Source organism: Corynebacterium sp. 401_CJEI, assembly GCF_001076435.1.
Lineage (GTDB): Bacteria > Actinomycetota > Actinomycetes > Mycobacteriales > Mycobacteriaceae > Corynebacterium > Corynebacterium jeikeium_D.
In genome coordinates this window covers 31,097-47,396 of the sequence record NZ_JVIP01000009.1, presented here as the reverse complement: position 1 = coordinate 47,396, position 16,300 = coordinate 31,097, and the positions used below count along the sequence as shown (strand labels likewise).

18 protein-coding genes are annotated in these 16,300 nt (G+C 57.0%); 6 read left to right on the top strand and 12 right to left on the bottom strand.

The window, feature by feature from the left end:
* Positions 1-101: 101 nt before the first annotated feature.
* Entirely contained in the window at positions 102-224 is a 123-nt protein-coding gene (locus tag ADM64_RS11190) for a hypothetical protein (protein WP_308813173.1), read from the top strand.
* A gap of 150 nt (positions 225-374) precedes the next feature.
* Here ADM64_RS11190 and feoB read toward each other — a convergent pair whose 3' ends face one another.
* Together feoB and ADM64_RS10730 are read right to left on the bottom strand one after the other, a co-directional pair.
* The gene (feoB, locus tag ADM64_RS02185; protein ID WP_049193015.1) at positions 375-2,348 is read right to left on the bottom strand and encodes a ferrous iron transport protein B; all 1,974 of its coding nucleotides are present in this window, start codon (positions 2,346-2,348) and stop codon (positions 375-377) included.
* A gap of 55 nt (positions 2,349-2,403) precedes the next feature.
* Complete coding sequence (locus ADM64_RS10730) at positions 2,404-2,661, bottom strand: FeoA family protein (protein ID WP_016422620.1); 258 nt, start codon at positions 2,659-2,661, stop codon at positions 2,404-2,406.
* Positions 2,662-2,941: 280 nt separating this feature from the next.
* Here ADM64_RS10730 and ADM64_RS02180 point away from each other — a divergent pair, with 280 nt between their 5' ends.
* The gene (locus tag ADM64_RS02180) at positions 2,942-3,721 is read left to right on the top strand and encodes a hypothetical protein (RefSeq protein WP_049189638.1); all 780 of its coding nucleotides are present in this window, start codon (positions 2,942-2,944) and stop codon (positions 3,719-3,721) included.
* A 60-nt stretch (positions 3,722-3,781) separates the two neighbouring features.
* On the opposite strand, the gene dapF is transcribed toward ADM64_RS02180, so the two are convergent.
* The 3 genes from dapF to ADM64_RS02165 all read right to left on the bottom strand — a co-directional run bounded on the left by dapF (position 3,782) and on the right by ADM64_RS02165 (position 6,411).
* Complete coding sequence (dapF, locus tag ADM64_RS02175) at positions 3,782-4,705, bottom strand: diaminopimelate epimerase (protein ID WP_049193014.1); 924 nt, start codon at positions 4,703-4,705, stop codon at positions 3,782-3,784.
* Between the two features lie 31 nt (positions 4,706-4,736).
* A complete protein-coding gene (gene miaA / locus ADM64_RS02170; RefSeq protein ID WP_049189646.1) occupies positions 4,737-5,639 on the bottom strand; it encodes a tRNA (adenosine(37)-N6)-dimethylallyltransferase MiaA in 903 nt (300 codons plus the stop codon).
* Positions 5,640-5,706: 67 nt separating this feature from the next.
* Positions 5,707-6,411, bottom strand: a complete 705-nt coding sequence (locus ADM64_RS02165) for a hypothetical protein (protein ID WP_049193013.1) — start codon at positions 6,409-6,411, stop codon at positions 5,707-5,709.
* 161 nt (positions 6,412-6,572) lie between these two features.
* Between ADM64_RS02165 and ADM64_RS02160 the strand changes: the two genes are divergently transcribed.
* The gene (locus ADM64_RS02160) at positions 6,573-7,937 is read left to right on the top strand and encodes a DUF349 domain-containing protein (protein ID WP_016422615.1); all 1,365 of its coding nucleotides are present in this window, start codon (positions 6,573-6,575) and stop codon (positions 7,935-7,937) included.
* 164 nt (positions 7,938-8,101) lie between these two features.
* On the opposite strand, the gene ADM64_RS02155 is transcribed toward ADM64_RS02160, so the two are convergent.
* From ADM64_RS02155 to ADM64_RS02135, 5 genes are all read right to left on the bottom strand, one after another.
* Positions 8,102-8,851 (bottom strand): hypothetical protein, encoded by a 750-nt coding sequence (locus tag ADM64_RS02155; RefSeq protein WP_224433130.1) that lies wholly within the window; start codon positions 8,849-8,851, stop codon positions 8,102-8,104.
* Entirely contained in the window at positions 8,844-10,391 is a 1,548-nt protein-coding gene (gene miaB, locus ADM64_RS02150; RefSeq protein ID WP_049170866.1) for a tRNA (N6-isopentenyl adenosine(37)-C2)-methylthiotransferase MiaB, read from the bottom strand. The genes ADM64_RS02155 and miaB overlap by 8 nt, the downstream gene beginning before the upstream one ends.
* Positions 10,392-10,497: 106 nt before the next feature.
* Positions 10,498-11,106: a regulatory protein RecX gene (locus tag ADM64_RS02145; protein ID WP_049193012.1), complete on the bottom strand. Its 609-nt coding sequence runs from the start codon at positions 11,104-11,106 to the stop codon at positions 10,498-10,500.
* A gap of 43 nt (positions 11,107-11,149) precedes the next feature.
* Positions 11,150-12,253 carry a recombinase RecA gene (gene recA / locus ADM64_RS02140; RefSeq protein WP_049170952.1) on the bottom strand — a complete coding sequence of 368 codons (1,104 nt, stop codon included), beginning with the start codon at positions 12,251-12,253 and terminating at the stop codon, positions 11,150-11,152.
* Positions 12,254-12,569: 316 nt separating this feature from the next.
* The gene (locus tag ADM64_RS02135) at positions 12,570-12,803 is read right to left on the bottom strand and encodes a DUF3046 domain-containing protein (RefSeq protein WP_005509697.1); all 234 of its coding nucleotides are present in this window, start codon (positions 12,801-12,803) and stop codon (positions 12,570-12,572) included.
* Between the two features lie 80 nt (positions 12,804-12,883).
* On the opposite strand from ADM64_RS02135, the gene ADM64_RS02130 reads away from it, so the two are divergent.
* From ADM64_RS02130 to ADM64_RS02120, 3 genes are read left to right on the top strand one after another with little or no spacing between them, the layout of a single operon-like run.
* Entirely contained in the window at positions 12,884-13,501 is a 618-nt protein-coding gene (locus ADM64_RS02130; protein ID WP_049170862.1) for a biotin transporter BioY, read from the top strand.
* Positions 13,502-13,535: 34 nt separating this feature from the next.
* Entirely contained in the window at positions 13,536-14,237 is a 702-nt protein-coding gene (locus ADM64_RS02125; RefSeq protein WP_049170859.1) for an energy-coupling factor ABC transporter ATP-binding protein, read from the top strand.
* On the top strand, positions 14,234-14,854 hold the full coding sequence (locus ADM64_RS02120) for an energy-coupling factor transporter transmembrane component T family protein (RefSeq protein WP_049170855.1): 621 nt from the start codon (positions 14,234-14,236) through the stop codon (positions 14,852-14,854). Before ADM64_RS02125 ends, ADM64_RS02120 begins: the two co-directional genes overlap by 4 nt.
* A 5-nt stretch (positions 14,855-14,859) precedes the next feature.
* Here the strand turns inward: ADM64_RS02120 and ADM64_RS02115 are convergent, their stop codons facing one another.
* Together ADM64_RS02115 and ADM64_RS02110 are read right to left on the bottom strand one after the other, a co-directional pair.
* Positions 14,860-15,687, bottom strand: a complete 828-nt coding sequence (locus ADM64_RS02115) for a PspA/IM30 family protein (RefSeq protein ID WP_005509356.1) — start codon at positions 15,685-15,687, stop codon at positions 14,860-14,862.
* Between the two features lie 141 nt (positions 15,688-15,828).
* Positions 15,829-16,263, bottom strand: a complete 435-nt coding sequence (locus ADM64_RS02110) for a helix-turn-helix domain-containing protein (RefSeq protein ID WP_016422607.1) — start codon at positions 16,261-16,263, stop codon at positions 15,829-15,831.
* Positions 16,264-16,300 lie beyond the last annotated feature (37 nt).

Sequence of the window (16,300 nt, the reverse complement as noted above, 5' to 3'; positions counted from 1 at the left end):
CCACTGTTAGAACTACCACCAGTACACGTACCGCTGTCGGACATCCCGCAGTTGGAACAACCTCCGCCTGGGCACATGCCACCGAGGGATTCCCGTCGCAATTGGCCGGTGTGTTCCATGCGGTCAAGGATGAGGTCTACCGTTGCTCGCTGGAGGCCGGTGATTTCGCAGATTTTGCGTCGGGAGCTAATGCCCTGCGCGATTGCATCCTGAACGGCTTCTGAAGGCCGACGAGTAACCGTCGTATTCTTCCTGGCTCTAAAGAGTCCCACGGCGATAGCTCCTTTCCGTATCGCGATTCTTGTTGGATCTGATTTCTAGTTCGCAAGTGTGCCCTAGTAGCTTTGCCGAAGCTACTAGGAATCAACGAGGCTTTACAGGAACAGCTTTAACCCTTGGAAAACAATCACGGCCAGTGCCCATGCAACGACCAGCTGCGCTAGCAAACCGAAGCCCGTCCACTTCAAGCCGATCTCGCGGCGTTGTGCCGCGAGCGTAGCCACGCACGGTGTGTAAGCCAGCAGGAAGATCATGTAGGCCCAGACTGCTGCCAATCCATGTCCATCGGATGCATTGTCAAAGTCACGTCGAATATTCTCCGCGAGCGGGCTGGAGGCCTGTTCGCTCGAATCGGAATCGGTGACGTCCTCCACTGCATAGGTCTGTGCCCAGGTAGAAATGACGGCTTCCTTGGCCACAAAGCCCGTCACCAACGGACCTGTCAGAGACCATGTACCGAAACCTGCCGGGTTAAACACAGGAGCAATAGTTTCGCTGACTGCACCGTATGCGGAGTCCTGCGGTGCCAGGTTTTCATCGGCAAAGGAGTGCCCGGAGACAACCGGGATAGACATCAAAAGCCATACGACGATGACGGTGCTGACGATGATTCCACTAGCGGTCTGCAGGAAGCCCTTCAGACGCATCCACATCACCGATAGTGCCAGCCGTGCGGTCGGTAGCTGGTAGGTTGGCAGGTCAATGACCAGCGGTTCCGACGGCATGGTGCGCCACAGGGTCTTACGCAGTGCAAGGCCGGTCAGAACGATCAGCAGAATCGAGATCACGTACATAGCGAAAACGACTGTGCCCGCGTGTTCCGGGAAGAACACCGCACCCAACATGACATACACGGTTAGGCGCGCCGAGCAGGAGGTAAACGGAACCAGTAATGCCGTCAAAATGCGGTGGCGCGGATTACTCAGCACACGTGTCGCCGAAATCGCTGGCACATTACACCCGAAGCCGACGATGAGCGGAATAAATGCCTTACCCGGAAGACCAATTGCTCGCATGACACGGTCAGCCACCACGGCTGCACGCGCCATATACCCTGAATCCTCGAGTACTGCGAGACACAGGAACATGAGTGCCATCAGCGGAACGAAGGTCAGCACCATGCCGACACCACCGATGATGCCGTTTACAAGCAGCCCGGTGACAATCGGATGGTCCCATCCCACCGCTTCTAATCCACGGGTAACCAAATCTGCGAAATTACCGGTAATAAGGGTTTCCAAACCGTCCTGCAACGGTGCTGCTACCGTCGTCGTGATTTGGAAGACTGCCCACATAACTGCCAGGAACACAATCGGTCCGAGCACCGGGTGAAGAACCACGTTATCAATGCGGTCGGAGAAAGTCTGGCGATCTTCCACCCCGCCCGTAGATGCCGCAACCGCCGCATCAATCGCGGCAAAGCGTGCGTCGTCCCGGCGTTCAATCGATTCACCATCGACCTGGCGAATCGGTGACGACACCGAACTACATCCGTCCAGAGCCGCTGCTACCGCGTCGGCCAACCGCGCCATTCCCGCTTTACGACGGGGATCCAGCGCCACCACCGGCATCCCCATAGCTGACTGCAATGCGTCCGGATTCACATCGATGCCCTTGGCCTTGGCAACATCTAGTTTGGTCAGAGCCAGAACGATGCGCTGGGGCTGTTCCGCCAATTCCGCGGCCATGTAGAGACCACGGCCCAGTGCCGTGGCGTCGACAACGACAACGACGAGATCCGGGCGTTCTTCTTCCGGTTTCTCGATGAGCATCTCGCGAGTGAGCTCTTCGTCCGGGCTCATGGCATCCAGCGAGTAAGCACCCGGGAAATCGATGACATCGTACTCAGCGGCATCGGTCTTCCACGCGCCGCGGCTGACCTCTACGGTCGTACCAGGCCAATTGCCCATCTGCGCTTTCGCACCAGTCAAACTATTGAACAGTGTTGACTTACCGGAGTTCGGTGCGCCGACCACTGCGACAACAGGTGCACCATCCTTTGCTGGCGCTCCGCCACTGCAAGCATGGCAGCTGGGCGTAGATGCGAATTTTCGCGTTGAGGAATCCATAGGTGTTGTCATTGTTTACTTTCAGAAGGGAGGTGAGAAAAGAGATGTAGGGGACCTAACCCACGACGGACATCTTGTGCAGCGTGCTGGCATCGATGGCGTAGCGCGTTGCGCCAGCATGGACGATTCGCCCACCGCCGCTCGTACTCCGTCCCACAGTGACACTCATTCCAGGGCGAAGCCCCAGTTGCGAAAGCCTGCGGCACAGGCGCTCATCCACATGCGACGCTCCCAGAGTGACGGTTACCCCCACCGGGACGTCGGCAAGCGACTGAATGTCATCCGACTGTTTTCGAGACCGCAATCCGAGCATGAGAAACCTCGCTTATATAGATAAGAATTAAGCTAAGCAAATCGTGTTTACAGAGATGAGCTTACTCTTAGGCATGCCTAAATGGAATAAACCCGGCACACCTAAGGAAAGTTATTTATGCCACACTTAACCTTTACCTATTTAGCGTGGCAGAATTGTTAGTCCCATCCGAATAGTTGCCGCGGCGTGCAGGAATGCTTCTAGGTACCCCAGAGCACAATGTGCTCACGTGCGATTCGTTAGTTCGCAGATGAAGATGTGGGAAGTATCATCGAAAAGTATGACTACTGACTTGCGAAGCATTGGCATGGACTACCCCAGCTGGCGAGACGCGATGGAAGCCGCGATCGCTAGTGACAATCTGTCGGTCATCGGCGAGGTCCGCGGTGGCCAGCTGGTCCGTTTCGAAGATTCCTCTGGTGCGCGTCTGCACATCCTGGGTGTTGAACCATTTTCTACCTACGCCGGCTTCGCGGGCAGCCCGACCGTCACTGCCCATGTATCCAGCGTGGACGATGTCTTGGCGCTCGTGGAAATCGTCGAGGATGATCCCTCCTCGGATAACTTTGACAAGGTCATCGAGGTCGCTACCTGCCTGCTGTCACAGGGGCCAATGATTGTTGATGCCGGAACTCAGACTTTTGAGCATGTCGCGCTATCAGCTCTAGCAACTGATTTCACCCTCGACGCATCCATCGAAGAGTACGAGAAGCGCACCGGGGCAACCCCGACAACATTGGACTTCGAAGGTGCTAAGGCAATTGTCGGAGATCAGGTCGGGAAGGCATCGCCTAGCGCAACCGTGAAACTGGCTGGTGTTATCAATAACTCCCGCAAGCATGTCAATGAGCTAACCGGCAAGAAGTTCTGGGTGCTCAACCTTGCTCTGCCGACTCCTATGGACGTACTTGTCCCCGGCGGCGACGAAGCTCCCCAGCCAGGCATGGTCGTTTCCGGTACTTTCTCACTGACCGGTGAGATCATTCCGCCTCAAGGTTGCGGAGGCGGCTGTGGCGATGGCGGCTGTGGTTGTGGCGACGGTGGCTGCGGCGGACACTAGTCCGCTGATTCCCCACCGCTTCCACTACCCCGCTAGTGCTCCTGCAGCAATAGCTACCAGTCACAGGGCTTCCAGCTCAATATCGCCGAGCGTGTGAATCACGCTCGGTCCGGTCAAGGTCGCCGAGAAGTCCCCATCCGCATTGCTGGCCTTGTGGACATCCACAGTCACCACACCGCCGGGCACCTTGACTGTCACAACCCCCTCAGTCCGGCCGGCATCGGCCAGCGCGGCAATAGCTGCCGCAACCGTACCGGTGCCACACGAGCGGGTCTCACCAACTCCACGTTCAATTACTCGCATGGACACCGAATCACAGGCATCCAGCGGGGTGACAATTTCCACATTGAGGCCGTTCGGGAACATGGCTTCGTCGGCACGCACTGGCTTCGCGACACTACCCGCCGCTTCCAATTCCAGCTCCGCCAGAGCGGCGGCATTTAGGCCAGGCATGACGCAGGCCAAATGCGGATTTCCCACGTCGACACCAATCCCGGCGAATTTCTGGGCATTGTTGCCCGAACCAATGAACGCAGTAGCGAGGCCGAGGACTTCCGGCTGGCCCATATCCACCCCAACGACCGCGTGCCTGCGGCTGTGCTCATCAATCGAAACAGCGCGCAGCCCTGCTCGAGTGCCCACCCGCAAAGTTCCGTCGACGACACTGTCCGGGCTGTGAATCGCGGCAATATAGTGTGCAAAGACGCGGACACCATTCCCGCACATCTCGGCAATAGAACCGTCACTATTGCGGTAGTCCATAAACCAATCGTCGGCTTTAACGCCCTCCGGCAATGCCGCCAAAACACCGGCATCGACGAGTTTCCCCGCACGGGCAACCCGCAGGACGCCGTCAGCGCCAAGACCTCGCTGTCGATCGCACACTGCTGCGACCAGTGATTCGGTCAAATCAATCGACACCAAATCATCTGGAAAAATCAAGAAATCGTTTTGCGTACCGTGGCCTTTGGCAAATGAAACCATGCCCTTGATGCTAGCGGGAGGTCCGAATCTCTTACAGACCAAGTGCGGAAAACGCCTGTCCCGGCACGTCACCGGCAGCGTCTAGCCACATGATCCGATGATCACGGTTGAACCAGGAGCGCTGACGTCGCACATACCTGCGCGTACCAGTAATCGTGCGTTCACAAGCCGTATCCAGGTCGTAAACCCCATCGAAGTAGTCCAGCACCTGCGCATAGCCGATCGCGCGACTAGCGGTCACACCTTCGCGCAACCCTTGCGCAATCAAACTCTCAGTTTCTTCCACCAGGCCAGCGGCAAACATGCCCCGCGTACGCTGTTCAATCCGCGGATTTAGCCATTCCGCCTGCGTGCGCAACCCCAATATGCGAGTGTTCCACCGCGGTGGCTTATCAATCGACGGCTTCGACGCTGCAAAAGGTTTACCTGTCAGCTCGATGACCTCCAAAGCCCGGACAGTGCGCCGCGGGTCGTTGGTCTCAATAATTGCCGCCGCATCCGGATCAATCTCTGCCAACCGATCGTGCAACGCCGCCGGACCAATCTCGTCTTGCACTGCCTCCCACTTCGCACGTACCTCAGGGTCCGTAGGTGGGAACTGCCAGTCGTCCACCAACGCCTGCACATACATCATCGACCCGCCGACAAGGATGGGGACTTTCCCCCGCGCGCGAATGGCCTCAACATCCGCGACCGCCTCACGCTGATACGTCGCCACACTCGCCGGCTGCGTCACGTTCAGCACATCGAGTTGGTGGTGCGGAATCCCCCGCCGCTGGTCCACCGACAGCTTCGCTGTTCCGATATCCATTCCTCGATAGAGCTGCATCGAATCAACATTGACGACCTCACCGCCAAGCTGCTCCGCAAGTACCAGCCCCAAATCCGACTTTCCCGACGCCGTCGGCCCTACCACCGCAATCGGCACCGGCAAGCTCTCACTCTCGAAAGCCGTCACTACCCAGTTCACACTCCTGCACAAAAACTAAAAACGCGCGCTCTTACTTCGCAACACACCGCCAGCTGGCCATGTGGTAGCCGATTCCATAAGGCGCCCCGTCATAGTAAGAACGCTTTACGACGGTCAATCCAGACCCCTTCCAGCTTTCAGCAGCTTTACTCAGCTGCTGCCATAACTCGGCTGCGTACGCGCCGGGAGCTGGAAACACAATATTTTCCACGTTAATACTTGAGCAGTCCTGACCAGCAATCAGACTGCACAGCGCATCAACCTCCGCTGCACCTTCAATTACGCCGACCGGGGAATCGTCCGCAAGGCCGAATGCGCCGTCGACAAGCACAAGCAGACGCGTGTGACCGGCAGCGAGTGCCTCAGCGATAGAGTCGAAGCACGTTGCCTGAATGACGCGGCCAGTGGGTCCTTCAGAATTCCGTCGCGCGTAGTCTTCGATAAGCCAGCGTCCCAGCAGCTCAGGTAATTCGGTTCCGCCTGACACCGTGACATCAACCCCATACGGAGAAAAACTGCCGGGTGCGCTGGTCTGGTGCGGGGACTTCGCCTGCATCCTGCCAGTGATAATAGCGACCGCGCCGGGCTCCCCGGGTTCGTCATCTGTCCACAGCGTCGCGACGGTTTCACGGGCATGACGGCGCAATTCCGTGGCGATAGGTGCAAAACCACCCAGCTCCTCGACGATGAGGAGCGCACGCGGAACGATAACAAGCCGAGGCAAACGCGAATTCACGTCCTCAACGCTACCGTGAGGGGCTAGTCGATGCCTTATTCCGGCGGTGTTACGCGCGCTGTGCCAAAATTTTTGGGATACTCGAGCACATACCGTAAGTGTTTGATGGCAGCCGTGTCGCGCGGCAGTTCTGCATGAAGATTGGAAGAGGTTTACCCACTATGACCGGTACCAGCAATTCCCCTAAGCCAGGTCCACGCCCGGGTCCACGTCCGGGACCTCGACCAGGCTCAATGCCGGCTCATCGTAAGGCCCCTGGAGCTACTCCAGCGCCTGCGGGGTCGGCCGCTGTGGCACATGCCGTCCACAATGATCCAAAGAAGTTTGGCCGCATTGACGAAGACGGCACTGTTTGGCTGGTCACCAGCGCCGGCGAACGCAATATTGGCTCCTGGCAGGCTGGCACCGTAGAAGAGGGTTATGCCCACTACGGCAAGCGCTACGAGGATCTGGCCACCGAGGTCGAGCTACTGGAATCTCGTGTAGTCTCCCACCCGCAGGAGGCAAAGACCATTTCTCACAACGCAGTTGAACTGCGTGAGAGCCTTGCCACCGCCACGGTCCTCGGCGATATCGATGCGCTGGATAAGCGCCTTGCAGAGGTCATTGCCACCTCCCACGTCGCAGAGGAAAAAGTCGCTCACGACAAGGCAGAGCGCCGTAAGAACGCCATCGCACGTAAGGAAGAGCTCGCCGCAGAGGCCGAAGAGCTCGCAGAGAACTCCACCGAGTGGAAGGTCGCCGGCGACCGTATCCGCGAGATTCTCACGGAGTGGAAGCAGATTCGCGGCATCGACCGCAAAACTGATGATCAGCTCTGGCGCCGTTACTCCCGCGCGCGTGATTCTTTCAACCGCCGCCGCGGTGCCCATTTTGCGGAACTGGACCGCAACCGTGCGGCTGCTCGCCGCGTTAAGGAGGACATCATTGAGCGAGCTGAGGCCCTGAAGACCTCCACTGATTGGGGTGGCACCGCTGCTGCCTTCCGTGACCTGATGGCTGAGTGGAAGGCCGCTGGTCGAGCCCCGCGCGAGGTCGATGACAAGCTGTGGGCGCAGTTCAAGGCCGCCCAGGATGAGTTCTTTGGTGCTCGCAACGCGGTCAACGAAGCTCGAGACAGGGAGTTCGAGGAAAACGCTGCGGCCAAGGACGCACTGCTGGCTGAATACGAAGACCGCATTGATCCGTCCAAGGGCCTCGATCACGCTCGCAACGAACTGCGTCAGTTGCAGGAGAAATGGGAGGCCATCGGCTTTGTGCCGCGTGGTCGTGTGCGTGAGTATGAAAACCGCATTGGCGCACTGGAAAAGCGCGTCTCCGATGCTGCCGATTCGCAGTGGCGCCGTACCGACCCCGAAGCACAGGCTCGCGTCCAGCAGTTCGCCGACCGCGCAGCGGAGTTTGAGCAGAAGGCCGCCGAACTCGAGGCGAAGGGCAAGGCTTCTCAGGCAGCCAAGGCTCGGGAGCAGGCCGAACAGTGGCGACAGTGGGCAGAGCAGGCCGCGGAGACTCTCAAGGAGCTCTAACAGAAGCTAGTTGTGTGTCGGGGAAGCATGTTCTCGCTCTCCGGCGTCCGCAACAGAATCCTGGCTCAGCTACGCGCTGGCAACGCGTCGATGGTTAAAAGTAAGGGGCTCTCTTCCGGAGTGGAAGAGAGCCCCTTACTTACTGCGCTAGTTAAAAAGTCTCACTACTCGTCGCTGACCTGTTCGTCCTGTTCGCCGGTCTGCTGAGAGACATTGTCCGCACTACTGCCCTGCTGGCCGCGATTGCGTCGGCGAGCACGTTCACGGCGGTCGTCGACGACCTCAACATCCGTTGTCGTATTCGGTGTCAGGCCCGCCCGCAGGTAAACCTGCTGCGCGCGCAGTACCGGATCGGTGTCAGCGTGCTTGCGACGTTTCGTCGCGATTGCGAGCTGCTCCTTACTACGTCGGAAAGCGATGAAAGTCACGGAGATGGCCAGTAGAAAACTGCAGAAAATACCGAGCATCAGGCCGAAAGAAATACCCTCGCCGGCCAGTTCCTGTGGACGAGACTGACGCATCCAGCCAGCGAAGACTGAGTAGACCATCTGAATACAGGCAAAAAACCAGGTGACGAATGCGAGAATCGTCGTCCGCGTAATCAGCGTGGCAATAGCTAGCAAGACACCTACCACCACGAGAATGGAGTAAATTCGCTCCGGTCGAGTCGTGAAGTACTGATGCGCAACATCCGTATCCAGCAACACATCAAAGCCCAAAACGACGCCAGAGTGCGGAAGGAAGAAACTCGTAATGAGGCCGATGACGGCAACCATCATCGGAATCACCGCACGGCCGAGATCCAGCTCGCCAGCGGCCTTGCGCTCCTGAACCCGCAACGCCTGCGCGGATTCCACCGACTGCTCGCTAGTGGATTCCATATCACTTTCCGGCGAAGCCTTGTCACTACTCACAGCCGCATCCCTCACTTACACTCGTTTTCTCCGGGCGCCCAATCTTTGGCAAGCCCAGACCAACTCCGATCGGCGCGGTCGTCGGAGTCTGGCCGACCTCTACATTATCCCCCGCCTTAGTGCGGCGGTGTGTGAGCACACCGGAGTCAGCAATGAGGAAGTGCGGTGCGGAGTCGGTCACGCGTACTGTCACGTAATCACCTGGGCGAATCTTGCGGTCGACGATGCCTGGTTCGCTTTCCGACGGGCTGAAGTGCACCAGGCGGCCATCCCGACTACGACCAGACATGCGATGAGTCTCCGCATTCTTACGGCCATCGGACTGGCTGACCAGCAGCTCGACTTCCCGGCCGACTAGCTTAGCGTTTTCTTCCTCGGAAATACGCTCCTGAAGCGCTAGCAGCCGACCATAGCGTTCCTTCACAACCTGTGGTGGAACCTGATCCGCCATGGTTGCCGCCGGAGTTCCCGGGCGGGGCGAGTATTGGAAGGTGAACGCCGAGCTAAAACGAGCCTTTTCCACCACGTCGAGAGTTTGCTGGAAGTCCTCTTCAGTCTCGCCTGGGAAACCGACAATAATGTCAGTGGTAATGGCGGCATCCGGCATTTTTTCCCTAACCTTCTCCAGAATTCCCAGGAATTTCTTGGTGCGGTAGGAACGGCGCATGTCTTTCAGCACTCGGTCGGAACCGGACTGTAGTGGCATGTGTAGCTGATGAACCACGTTCGGTGTCTCCGCCATGGCGTCGATGACATCATCGGTGAACTCAGCTGGGTGCGGAGACGTAAAGCGCACGCGCTCCAACCCCTCAATCTGGCCGCAGGCGCGCAGCAACTTGGAAAAAGCCGAGCGGTCGCGTTCCATGTCAGGGTCGGCGAAGTTAACACCATAGGCGTTGACATTCTGTCCAAGGAGGGTGACGTCAGTAACGCCCTGCTCCACGAGTGCCTGCACCTCAGCGAGAATCTCGCCTGGACGACGATCGCGTTCCTTACCACGCAAACTGGGGACGATGCAGAAGGTGCACGTGTTGTTGCAGCCTACGGAGATACTCACCCAACCTGCGTAAGTGGATTCACGCTTGGCCGGCAGCACCGAGGGAAATTCTTCCAGCGCGTCCTTAATCTCGACTTCAGCCCGGTCATTATGAGCGGCGCGTTCCAACAGTGCTGGCAACGAACCCAAGTTATGCGTACCGAAGACAACGTCCACCCATGGGGCCTTCTTTACGACGACGTCCTTATCCTTCTGGGCCAAGCAGCCACCGACGGCAATCTGCATGCCTGGGTGAGCATCCTTGACTGGTTTGAGCTGTCCCAACGTGCCATAAAGGCGATTGTCCGCATTCTCTCGAACGGCACAGGTGTTGAAAACGACCAGATCAGGATTATCGCCTTCTGCAGCCGCTACATAACCGTTTTCTTCCAGCAAGCCAGACAGTCGTTCCGAGTCATGGACGTTCATCTGACAACCGAACGTACGTACCTCATATGTGCGAGGCGAAGACTGCTGCTGAGAGTTCAAAGAAGGGGTAGTCACGGCAGTTTAGGTTAGCTGTTTATGGCCCATTTCCCCAATCAGCGACCCCTTTAAACCTGACGGGTCCGCAGCCGGCGTGCTAATCCGGCGTGCGGTGGCACCGGCGCTAATCTGTGTCCTCTTCGAGTTCCCGGTATCGCTCTTCTAACTGATCCCGAGCAATGCTCATGGACAATTCAGAGGGGAAACCACGCCGCGCCAGCACACCGACGACTTTGCGTAAATCCTTTTGCTTGGAGTTGAAGTCAGGTGCCACTGTTTTAATAGTGGCCGCTTTCTTCGCCGCTAGCTTCCGGGCGACTTCTTCTTCCGCGTTGTGCGTAATCTGCTCCAACGCATCTGCACGAAGTGAAACATCAATGCCCTTTTCCTGCAGCTCCCGGTTCAAAACCATCTTCGACTTGCCGCGACTGGCAAAGCGCTGCCGCACCCATTCGGATGCGAAAAGCTCGTCGTTGACCAATCCACTTCGGGTCAGGTCATCAACGACTTCTTCAATCATCGAGGTTGGAAACTCCTCGACTGCCTCGAGCCTTTCTACGAGTTCCTTGCGGGAACGCATTCGCTGATCGAGCAAGCGCAGTGCCTTAGCACGAATCGGGGCCTTGGATTCCTCACGACCCGCATCGTAGAGCGAACTACCGTCAGCTTCCGCAATTTGCTGAGCAAGCTTTTCGATAGTCTCCCGCACATCGCGGCCGTTACGATCCTCCACGGTCCTCACTTTTCGTGTGTCGCGGCACTACGCCTCGAGCTAGCTAGTCTTCCAAATCATCGAAGTCGATGTCCGGCACGACATCGACAGGGGCATCGATATCGGTCTCGTCCTCGACCTCCGCGAATTCCCCGACGCCGAGCTTCTTCTTGATCTTGACTTCGATTTCCTGGGCAATTTCTGGATTCTCGCGCAGGTGCATACGAGCCTTTTCCTTGCCCTGCCCCAACTGATCGCCCTCGTAGGTAAACCACGAACCGGACTTCTTGACAATGCCGTTATCAACGCCCATGTCAATCAACGAGCCCTCACGCGAAATGCCCTCGCCGTAGATGATGTCAAACTCTGCCTGCTTGAACGGCGGCGACACCTTGTTCTTGACTACCTTCAAGCGCGTGCGGTTACCCACCGCATCCTGGCCATCCTTCAACGTCTGAATTCGGCGTACGTCACAGCGAACGGAAGCGTAGAACTTCAGTGCTTTACCACCCGTGGTGGTCTCAGGAGAGCCGAACATGACGCCAATCTTTTCACGCAGCTGGTTAATGAAGATGGCAGTGGTACCGGTGTGGGACAGCGCACCCGTCATCTTGCGCAGCGCCTGACTCATCAACCGCGCCTGCAGACCAACGTGGGAATCGCCCATTTCACCGTCGATTTCAGCCTTCGGAGTCAACGCGGCCACCGAGTCAACCACAATGATGTCAATAGCACCGGAACGCACCAACATATCTGTGATCTCAAGTGCCTGCTCACCGGTATCTGGTTGGGATACCAGAAGGTTGTCCGTATCTACTCCAAGCTTGCGCGCATAAACCGGATCCAGCGCATGCTCCGCATCAATAAATGCGGCAATACCGCCCTGCCGCTGCGCCTCTGCAATAGCATGCAGTGCGACTGTGGTCTTACCCGAGGATTCTGGACCATAGATTTCTACGATACGACCACGCGGGAACCCGCCCAGGCCCAAGGCCACGTCGATAGCGATATTGCCGGAGGGAATAACCTGAATTGGAGGACGATTGTCGTCCCCCAGGCGCATAACTGCACCCTTACCAAAGTCCTTCTCAATATTCGCCAGAGCTACATCGAGCGCCTTCAGGCGATCATTGCCCTGGTTCGAAGCCGTAGCCTTCTTACGAGCCATAGTTCGTTGTTCTTCCTCATTGTCATTGTCGCGGTCATTGTCGCGTACGGTATCGGGTTCTGGAGCCGTACTCAGAGAATGTGTCTCCCGATTTTCATCCAAAACAGAAACTTCGCTCACACTTAATTAGGCGCGAAACTAGCCGTTCCGGTTCCAAATTGGTCCGCGACACCTCTACTGCCGGTTACACCCGGAAGTTATACCGAATCAGACGGATTGACTTCATCAGCACTTTCGATAATATGCGAAACCCTGTTCGAATGGCAACGACACGCAAGAGCCGTCGGCAAGCATTCACCGTCGTCTACGCCGGAACCTATTCGTCAGGACCGTACCAGCGGTCTTCGGGAATATCGTGTTCCCTACACAGCGCCCACCAGATATCCCGAGGTTCGACCCCGTCCTCGAGCAATTCCGCGGGAGTTTTTCCATATTCCATCAGTACGTGGGAATGCAACAGCCACGGGCCGTGCTGAGGCCCAAATTCGTGGTTGACGAAGTTGTGAAAATCGGCCAATCGCATGAGACCAACGTACAAGATACCTGTCACTGATACCTACCTGGCCACCCTCTTTTCATAACCTAATCCCCGCTCCCCTGCCTGAACAGTGCTCAACTCATGGGTTTAAGATGAGAGCTGTGAATAATTCCAAGGTGTATGACCTCACTCTTATCGCTGCTTTCGCAGCACTGATCATCGTGCTCGGCGGCATTGCCATTCCCGTTGGCGGCCTCGGCGTGCCAATCGTGCTACAGAACATGGGCATCGCACTGGCCGGGATGATTCTCGGATTCAAACGCGGTGGCCTCGCCACTACCCTGTTCCTGGCTGTTGGTCTCGTGGGCGTCCCAAACATGGCGGGCTGGAAACCACTTCTCGCCGCACTTCCCGGCCCTACCGTGGGCTACATTGTCGGCTACTTAATTGCAGGTTTCGCAATCGGCGCGATTGCCCAGCAAGCACCACGGGCGAAAGTTTCACGAATCAGCGTCTTCATCGGCGCGGGCCTCGTTGGAGTTCTACTACAGTACTTCTTCGGATCTGTCGGATTGGCTTGGCGTATGGGACTTAGCTTCACCGACGCACTGATTACGAACGTCCCGTTTATCCCAGGCGACGTGGCAAAGGTTGTCGTAGCCGCGCTTATTGCTACTGCAGTACTGCAGGCTTTCCCTGATTTGCTTCCCGACGCTGCCAACCGTAAGCAAAGTCGTTTGGTTAAGGAAGCAGCCACCTCGGGCAATTAACCCCACAGAATTAGAAAGGGTCTCGAGTCGCACTATGCCCACCATCGCTTTTGACCGCGCTTCCGCAACCTATTCGGGACGCCAGATACTGAAGCCGACCACGCTAACTCTCACAGAGAAGCGCATTGGCATTATCGGCGAAAACGGTGGCGGTAAGTCCACGCTGGTGCGACTCATTAACGGCCTGGGCCCGGTCACTGGTGGCACGGTCACGTATGAGGGCATGAATGTCGCAAAGCAGGCAAAGGCAATTCGCAAGAATGTCGGCTTCATCTTTTCTGATGCGGATAATCAAATTGTGATGCCTACAGTCGCAGAGGACATTGCCTTTTCACTACGCAAGCGAAAACTACCAAAGGATGAGCGCAACCAGCTGGTGCAGGAAGCCCTCGAGCGGTTTGGGCTTGCCGATCATGCTGACGCCTCGCCACACTTGCTCTCGGGTGGACAAAAACAGCTACTGGCGCTGGCGGCAGTGTTAATTCTTAATCCCACGACCATTATTGCCGATGAGCCCACTACGCTCCTCGACTTGCGCAATCGTCTCCACATTCGGAGTATTTTCGCCCAGCTTGAGCAGCAAATTATCGTGGTCACTCATGATCTGGATTTTCTTATGGACTTCGACCGAGTTATCCGTGTAAGCGCAGGAGAAATCGTCGACGACGGTGCGCCGAAGGAAGTTATTGACCGATACGTCAGCGATATGACTCGTGCGGAAGAAGGCCGCTCATGATTCATCCAGCCGATGTCCCGTTAGGGCTTTACCTAAACCATAAGTCGCCTGTGCACAGGCTCCCGACGGCCCCCAAACTCATCATTGTCATCGCATTTTTATTGCTCACCGGGATTCTCGTGGATACCTGGCTAGGCGGGGCGATTGCCCTGGCAATTGTCACCCTCGCTTATGCGGTGGCCAAGGTGCCACCAATGGTTGCTTTCCGACAGCTCCGTGGAGCCGTAGTCATTTTGGCGCTGCTTTCGCTTCTCCTGTGGTGGCGCGCCGGGGGTGAGCAAGCGCTGACGACCTTCCTCGCGCTTCTCGCCGCAATCGCAGCGGCAATATTGCTAACGCTGACGACCCGCGTCAGCGACATCATGGATACTTTGACCACTGCGATGCAGCCGTTCGCCCGTTTCGGCCTACCAGTCGACACCATCGCGCTCGCACTATCGCTGACGCTGCGTATGATTCCGCTTCAGGTTATGGCCGCTGCCGAGGTACTGGAGGCTCGAAAAGCACGAGGGGCTGCCGGCTCAATCATTGCCTTCGGCGTACCTGTGGTCATCCGAACCATTAATCGCTCGAAGGCAATGGGTGATTCGCTAATCGCACGTGGTGAAGGTGAGTAGGAGAATTAATTGCCCTCACGCAGCTGGCGCATGCGCTCAGCAACAGCAGGGTCAACGTTGGAGGCAGCGCTTCCCTCGATGGACTTCTGAGCCTCGCCACCAGAGAGCTCGTTGCCACCGTTCATTTCTGCGCGGATTTGCTCCAGGCGAGAGTGCCCAGCAAGCTGAACGCCTGCGGCCTCTACCTCAGCCATACGCCCCTGAACCGAGTTCTGAGCTAGCTCGGCCTGACCAAGAGCGTTAGCGTAACGACGCTCAATCTTGTCACGAACCTGATCCAGATTAGGTGTAGCCCCCGAAGAAATCTGATTCATCGACTGCAGGGACTCAGAGACTTTCTCCTGCATCTTTGCTTGCTCCAGCTGGCTGAGGAGCTTTGCGCGCTCCGCGACCTTCTGCTGCAGCTGCATGGAATTACGCTCGACGGCCTTCTTAGCCTGAGCCGCCTGCTGCAGCGACTGATCGTGCAGAGCCTTCAAATCTTCTACCGACTGCTCAGCAGTAACCAACTGAGCTGCGAAAGCCTCAGCTGCGTTCTCATACTCCGTAGCCTTGGCAGTATCCCCCTCAGCACGAGCCTTGTCAGCGAGCTGCAATGCCTGACGAGTGTTCCCCTGCAGCTTCTCAATCTCAGCGAGCTGACGGTTAAGGCGCATTTCCAGCTGGCGCTGATTACCAATCACCGCCGCTGCCTGCTGCGATAGTTCCTGGTGCTGCCGCTGGGCATCCTCGATAGCCTGCTGAATCTGCACCTTCGGATCAGCGTTTTCCTCAATCTTGGAATCAAAAGCGGCCATCAAGTAATTCCACAGCTTTACAAATGGATTAGCCATAGCGTCCCATACACCTTTCTTATTGCAACTACCTCAAAGCAGGTCTGTGCTTATCGCGCACCCAATCTTAACTAAAGCCGAGCGTCTTCGGGTGCTAAGTACCGGAGCAATGGAATGAAATTCCACCGCCGCAACCAATTTCTACATCGCTGCCAATTCTGGGCTCGCCGAATGCAGGGCCATCGCTGTGGCTGCTTCCATCATCAAATCCGACACCGTCACACCAAGCGCCGCGCATACCGACGCCAGCAGCTCAGATGAGACTTCTTTCCGTCCACGCTCAAGCTCAGACAAATAACCAGGGCTAATAGCCGCATTTTCAGAAAGCTCACGCAGCGTCTGTCCACTGCGCGAACGGATATCACGCAGCGTCTCCCCCAGTGCCTCTCGCAGGAGTGGCTCACGGGATTCTCCCCGTTCCGCCAAATCCTGTGCCGTTAACTTTGCAACCGATCCAGGCTGCTCCCCTACAGCCACCCGCGCCGACGGTGCTGTGGCATCCATGGAAGCTTCGAAAGCGGCAGCGCTATCTACCTCTGGGTAGCGAATGGTCATAAGTGCAGTATTGTTGGTCATCACTTTCTCTAACGCTTTAGAAGGCCGACCTGTTCCC

Bases quoted from the DNA above. Each gene is read 5' to 3' on its own strand.
- feoB (WP_049193015.1), bottom strand. From the start codon at position 2,348: ATGGATTCCTCAACGCGAAAATTCGCATCTACGCCCAGCTGCCATGCT.
- ADM64_RS10730 (WP_016422620.1), bottom strand. From the start codon at position 2,661: ATGCTCGGATTGCGGTCTCGAAAACAGTCGGATGACATTCAGTCGCTT.
- ADM64_RS02180 (WP_049189638.1), top strand. From the start codon at position 2,942: ATGACTACTGACTTGCGAAGCATTGGCATGGACTACCCCAGCTGGCGA.
- dapF (WP_049193014.1), bottom strand. From the start codon at position 4,705: ATGGTTTCATTTGCCAAAGGCCACGGTACGCAAAACGATTTCTTGATT.
- ADM64_RS02160 (WP_016422615.1), top strand. From the start codon at position 6,573: ATGACCGGTACCAGCAATTCCCCTAAGCCAGGTCCACGCCCGGGTCCA.
- recA (WP_049170952.1), bottom strand. From the start codon at position 12,253: ATGGCTCGTAAGAAGGCTACGGCTTCGAACCAGGGCAATGATCGCCTG.
- ADM64_RS02130 (WP_049170862.1), top strand. From the start codon at position 12,884: ATGAGAGCTGTGAATAATTCCAAGGTGTATGACCTCACTCTTATCGCT.
- ADM64_RS02125 (WP_049170859.1), top strand. From the start codon at position 13,536: ATGCCCACCATCGCTTTTGACCGCGCTTCCGCAACCTATTCGGGACGC.
- ADM64_RS02120 (WP_049170855.1), top strand. From the start codon at position 14,234: ATGATTCATCCAGCCGATGTCCCGTTAGGGCTTTACCTAAACCATAAG.
- ADM64_RS02115 (WP_005509356.1), bottom strand. From the start codon at position 15,687: ATGGCTAATCCATTTGTAAAGCTGTGGAATTACTTGATGGCCGCTTTT.
- ADM64_RS02110 (WP_016422607.1), bottom strand. From the start codon at position 16,263: ATGACCAACAATACTGCACTTATGACCATTCGCTACCCAGAGGTAGAT.